Genomic DNA, 4928 nt, shown 5'->3' on the forward strand with positions numbered 1-4928 from the left:
ACCATGACCGAGATATTAACGCTAGTAAAAATATTTTGGCCGCAGGGCTTGCGGTGTCAGTCTGTAGAGCGACCTGATGACCAGAACAGAGTAAATCTGGGGCGGCAGGTGCGAAAAATCCTTCGGGAAAGAAGCAGAAACTCAAATCGTGAGGTTTGGGAATCGCCGTCCGTTTTACGGCGGCGAGGATGTCAACAGCTTTAACGGTAGGGGATTCCTTGATCTTGATCTTAGTTCTTTGCCGGCCGATTGTCGGGAACTAGAATAGACTATTATCTATGAAGTAGGGAGGCACAATTATTTGTAGGAGCAGTAGCGTAACATGATTGGGCGTTGGGTTTCATGCTTCAACCGTTCGGCAAAAGCTCACGGCCGAAGCCCAACCTACGTCCTCCACCTACCTACTCCCTATCTACCCACTTCATAATTCATAATTCATAATTCATAATTCCCTCTCCCCATCTCCCCACTTCATAATTCATAATTAATAATTCATAATTCCCGCTCCTTCGGGCCAGAAAAGGGGTAAGATAATAAGTTTAGTGATAAGATGACCGAATTGTAAGCGGGGACTTGATATGGCAGAAACCCTATTATTTAATGCTTTGCGACAGGCGATCGATGAGGAAATGGGCCGCGACCAGACAGTATTTGTTTTAGGTGAAGATGTGGGTCATTACGGTGGTTCCTACAAAGTTACCAAAGATCTCTACAAAAAATATGGCGATTTAAGGGTTTTAGATACTCCCATCGCTGAAAATAGTTTTACGGGCATGGCAGTGGGGGCAGCCATGACGGGATTGCGTCCGATTATTGAAGGCATGAATATGGGTTTTCTTCTGCTTGCCTTTAACCAAATTGCCAACAATGCTGGGATGTTACGTTATACTTCTGGCGGTAATTTTAAAATCCCCATGGTTATCCGTGGTCCGGGGGGTGTGGGGAGACAATTAGGTGCGGAACATTCCCAACGTTTAGAGGCCTATTTTCACGCGGTACCCGGTCTAAAAATTGTCGCTTGTTCCACTCCCTATAATGCCAAAGGTTTATTAAAATCGGCGATTAGAGATAATAACCCCGTGCTTTTCTTTGAACACGTTCTTCTCTATAATCTCAAGGAAAATTTACCTGATACCGAGTATCTTTTACCCCTCGATAAGGCGGAAATCGTTCGCAAGGGAGAAGATATCACCATTCTCACCTATTCGCGGATGCGCCATCACTGTTTACAGGCATTAAAACAGTTAGAAAAAGATGGCTATGATCCGGAAATTATCGATTTAATTTCCCTGAAACCCTTTGATATGGAGACGATTGCCGCTTCGATTCGCAAGACTCACAGGGTGATTATCGTGGAAGAATGTATGAAAACGGCGGGAATTGCTTCCGAGTTAATTGCTTTAATTAACGAGCAGTTATTCGATGAATTAGATGCCCCCGTGTTAAGATTATCTTCCCAAGATATCCCCACACCTTATAACGGTAATCTAGAAAGATTGACGATTATTCAACCTAATCAAATTGTCGAAGCTGTCCAAAAAATGGTCGGTGATCGCATTTAAAAAATTCTCCTTTTGATACTGAAGTTATGCAGAGACAAAATTGGTTATTGTTACTGATCATCGGCCTGGTTGTTGCCTCGATCTTCGTCCTGATTAAGTTACCCCTACAGTTAGGTTTAGACTTGCGCGGTGGTAGTCAATTAACCATTCAGGTTAAACCCACTGAAACCGTCAAAACCATTCAACCTAATGATTTAAAAGCCGTACAAAATGTGATTGAAAATCGCGTTAATGCCCTCGGTGTTTCTGAATCATTAGTGCAGACTGTGGACAGTAAAAATCAGGTAATTGTGCAACTGCCCGGGGTTACAAATCCCAAAGAAGCTGAGAGAAACTTAAATGTTCAGGCCCAATTAGAATTTCGTCAGCAAAAACAAGGTACAGAAGGAGAATTCCGGGCTGAATATTCAATTTTTCAACAAAAAAAAGCGGAATTAGCCGCCCTCAAAGCCGAGAATAAACCCGAAAATGCCGCTAAAATTGCCGAACTAGAACAATCTCTGCAAAAATCTAAAGAGGCGATTTTAAATTTATTTGAATCGGTGGACTTAACTGGAAAAAATCTGCAAAATGCCACTATTAGTTCCACCCAAGGCACTAACTGGGAAGTGGCCATTACTTTCGACTCGGAAGGGGGCAGTAAATTTGCCGAACTAACTAAAGCGATCGCGGGTACTGGTCGCAGTATTGGGATTTTCCTTGATAATGAATTAATTAGCGCCCCTGTGGTTGATGTGCAGTTTGCCCAAACGGGAATTACAGGAGGCCGGGCCGTGATTACTGGTAATTTTACCGCCGAAACTGCCAACGATCTAGCGATTCAATTGCGCGGTGGCTCTCTACCTTTCCCCGTTAAAGTGGAAGAAATTCGCACCGTCGGGGCAACTTTAGGCCAGGATAGTATCCGTCGCAGTATCTACGCTGGTTTAGTGGGTTTACTGTTAGTTTTAATCTTCATGGCGGTTTATTACCGTTTACCCGGTATTATTGCCGATGTTTCCCTGATTATCTATACTATTCTCTCTCTGGGGGCTTTTGCCTTAGTGGGAGTCACGATGACGTTACCCGGTATTGCTGGATTTATCCTCAGTATCGGCATGGCAGTTGATGCAAATGTACTAATTTTTGAGCGTACCCGGGAGGAATTAAGGGCCGGAAAATCCCTATTTCGGGCAGTAGAGTCGGGATTTTATCGGGCTTTTTCCAGTATTCTTGATAGTAATGTCACTACTTTAATCGCCTGTGCTGCCCTATTTTGGTTGGGTTCGGGATTAGTCAAGGGTTTTGCTTTAACTTTAGCCATTGGGGTAGCTGTGAGTATGTTTACCGCTTTAACCTGTAGTCGCACTCTCCTGTTAATCACCGTGTTAAACGTCCCCAGCGTCCGTCAAAAACCGCAACTTTTCTGCCCTAATTTACCGGTAAACCAATAATTCAGTTATCAGGAGTCAGGTGTAGGGTGGGTTAGGCGACGATAAGTTATGCTGTTGACCAATAATTTCTGATTCGCCGTAACCCACCGATTACCACTCCCCACTCCCCACTCCCCAAATCCCTTTTTTCCTTTGTTCCTTGTTACTTAATCGATATGGCATTTAACGTTACAAAACAGCGTAATTTTTGGTGGACAGTCTCGGCCTTGCTGACGATTGGTAGTATTTTGGCCATGGTGATTTCTTGGTTCACTATTCAAGCGCCTTTGAGACCGAGTTTAGATTTTGTTGGTGGTACGAGAATTCAGATAGAATTAGCCTGTGCCAAAAAGAATAACTGTGAGAAACCCTTAACTACTGCCGAAGTGCAAGGAATTTTAGACGAGGAAGGATTGGGTAACAGTAGTGTGCAGGTGTTGGATAAATATACTTTATCGGTGCGAACTAAAACCCTAGCAGAAGAACAGAGAACGAAATTACTCGACACCTTAAATCAGAAAATTGGCGCCTTTGACCCCGAAACCAGTCAAATCGATACCGTCGGACCGACCATCGGTCAAGAATTATTTAGGTCGGGATTTTTAGCTTTATTAGTGTCATTTTTTGGCATTGCTGTCTATCTAAGCTTCCGTTTTCAACGGGATTACGCTTTTTTTGCCATTGTCGCCCTGCTGCACGACGTTTTGATCACTTTAGGGGTCTTTGCGGTTTTAGGCTTAATTGCGGGGGTAGAAGTGGATAGTTTATTTTTGGTTTCCCTCTTGACAATTGTGGGCTTTTCTGTTAATGACACAGTGGTAATTTATGATCGCGTCCGGGAAAATTTTGCTAATACCCCCGAATTATCCGTGGATGAAATTGTCGATAATGCGGTGAGTCAAACCCTAAGTCGTTCAATTAATACCACCCTGACTACTTTATTGCCTCTGGTGGCGATTTTTCTCTTTGGTGGCAGCACCTTAAAATATTTTGCCCTAGCTTTAATTATTGGCTTTGTAGCCGGGGCCTATTCGAGTATTTTTATCGCTAGTACCCTACTAGCTTGGTGGCGCGGTCGTTCCCATCGACCCACACTCAATTACAGTTAGGATGCCATTGGTGAAGAATCAGTCGGTCTTGGATAGGTCGTAATAGTAATTTCAACCTGTTGATTGAGACGACCCAAAATTGATATCAAACGGTCAATAGTAAAGCGTTCCAAATTAGCATGGCGAATCTGAACAAATTCACTGTGATTAATTCCAGTTCGCACTTGAGCATCGCGGGTTGATAAGTCTTCCTTCTCCAGAACCTTGATAATTTCAGCAGCAAGCAGTGCTTTCGCTTGTCGCACGTCCGCATCTACATCGCCAAAATCGCGGTACACATTCCCGCTACCTTGTACCAGTTCAAATTGTTCTTCACTCATGAGAGTTCCTCCTTCAATCGCTTGAGCCGTGCTTTGATAACTTCGACTTCTTGCTGTGGTGTTTTGATCCCTTTTGGGGATTTTTTCTGGAAGGCATGAATCACCCAGATAGCCTCACCTAACTGGACAGCATAAATAGTTCGATAGGCATCCCCCTTGAAAGGTAGAGCAATCTCGAACACACCAGAACCTATCCCCTTAAAAGGCTTGGTTAGGGATGATTTTGCCCCTTCTGCTGCAATAGTTAAAGCGTCAAGTACAATTTCTTGGGCTTCCTTGGGAAACTTTTGAAAATCTTTCCGTGCCGCTTTAATCCAAGATATAGGACGGGTATTACGCATTCGCTTATGGTGATATAACTGATACCACCTGTCAAGCCCCATTATAGTTACTAATTCTGTACGCAAATATTGCATCTAGAATTAGCTTTGTACGCTTTGACCCGTACTGGGTTAACTACGAACCTCTCTATCGGATTCCCGCTAAAGGCGGCCTCTCCGACTACCTTTCTTCCAATATTTAAGG

Annotated in this window: 5 protein-coding genes and 1 pseudogene; 4 read left to right on the plus strand and 2 right to left on the minus strand. The window is 43.6% G+C overall.

The features are described from left to right. From IM450_RS03660 to secF, 4 genes and pseudogenes are all read left to right on the plus strand, one after another. Positions 1-152 (plus strand): annotated as a pseudogene (locus IM450_RS03660) (RNA-guided endonuclease TnpB family protein); the annotation flags it as partial. Between the two features lie 426 nt (positions 153-578). Next, entirely contained in the window at positions 579-1562 is a 984-nt protein-coding gene (locus tag IM450_RS03665) for an alpha-ketoacid dehydrogenase subunit beta (protein WP_002752113.1), read from the plus strand. A gap of 26 nt (positions 1563-1588) precedes the next feature. Continuing rightward, positions 1589-2995 carry a protein translocase subunit SecD gene (gene secD, locus IM450_RS03670; RefSeq protein WP_002800833.1) on the plus strand — a complete coding sequence of 469 codons (1407 nt, stop codon included), beginning with the start codon at positions 1589-1591 and terminating at the stop codon, positions 2993-2995. Positions 2996-3150: 155 nt separating this feature from the next. Then, positions 3151-4083: a protein translocase subunit SecF gene (gene secF / locus IM450_RS03675; protein WP_287664784.1), complete on the plus strand. Its 933-nt coding sequence runs from the start codon at positions 3151-3153 to the stop codon at positions 4081-4083. On the opposite strand, the gene IM450_RS03680 is transcribed toward secF, so the two are convergent. Next, positions 4080-4403 carry a helix-turn-helix transcriptional regulator gene (locus IM450_RS03680; protein WP_008196506.1) on the minus strand — a complete coding sequence of 108 codons (324 nt, stop codon included), beginning with the start codon at positions 4401-4403 and terminating at the stop codon, positions 4080-4082. The two genes, secF and IM450_RS03680, sit on opposite strands and share 4 nt — an antisense overlap. Next, positions 4400-4744: a type II toxin-antitoxin system RelE/ParE family toxin gene (locus tag IM450_RS03685; RefSeq protein WP_232306098.1), complete on the minus strand. Its 345-nt coding sequence runs from the start codon at positions 4742-4744 to the stop codon at positions 4400-4402. The genes IM450_RS03680 and IM450_RS03685 overlap by 4 nt, the downstream gene beginning before the upstream one ends. Between the last annotated feature and the right edge of the window lie 184 nt (positions 4745-4928).

Origin of the sequence: Microcystis sp. M083S1 (assembly GCF_020246405.1) — a bacterium.
GTDB classification, from domain to species: Bacteria; Cyanobacteriota; Cyanobacteriia; order Cyanobacteriales; family Microcystaceae; genus Microcystis; species Microcystis aeruginosa_C.

Bases quoted from the DNA above. Each gene is read 5' to 3' on its own strand.
- IM450_RS03665 (WP_002752113.1), top strand. From the start codon at position 579: ATGGCAGAAACCCTATTATTTAATGCTTTGCGACAGGCGATCGATGAG.
- secD (WP_002800833.1), top strand. From the start codon at position 1,589: ATGCAGAGACAAAATTGGTTATTGTTACTGATCATCGGCCTGGTTGTT.
- secF (WP_287664784.1), top strand. From the start codon at position 3,151: ATGGCATTTAACGTTACAAAACAGCGTAATTTTTGGTGGACAGTCTCG.
- IM450_RS03680 (WP_008196506.1), bottom strand. From the start codon at position 4,403: ATGAGTGAAGAACAATTTGAACTGGTACAAGGTAGCGGGAATGTGTAC.
- IM450_RS03685 (WP_232306098.1), bottom strand. From the start codon at position 4,744: ATGCGTAATACCCGTCCTATATCTTGGATTAAAGCGGCACGGAAAGAT.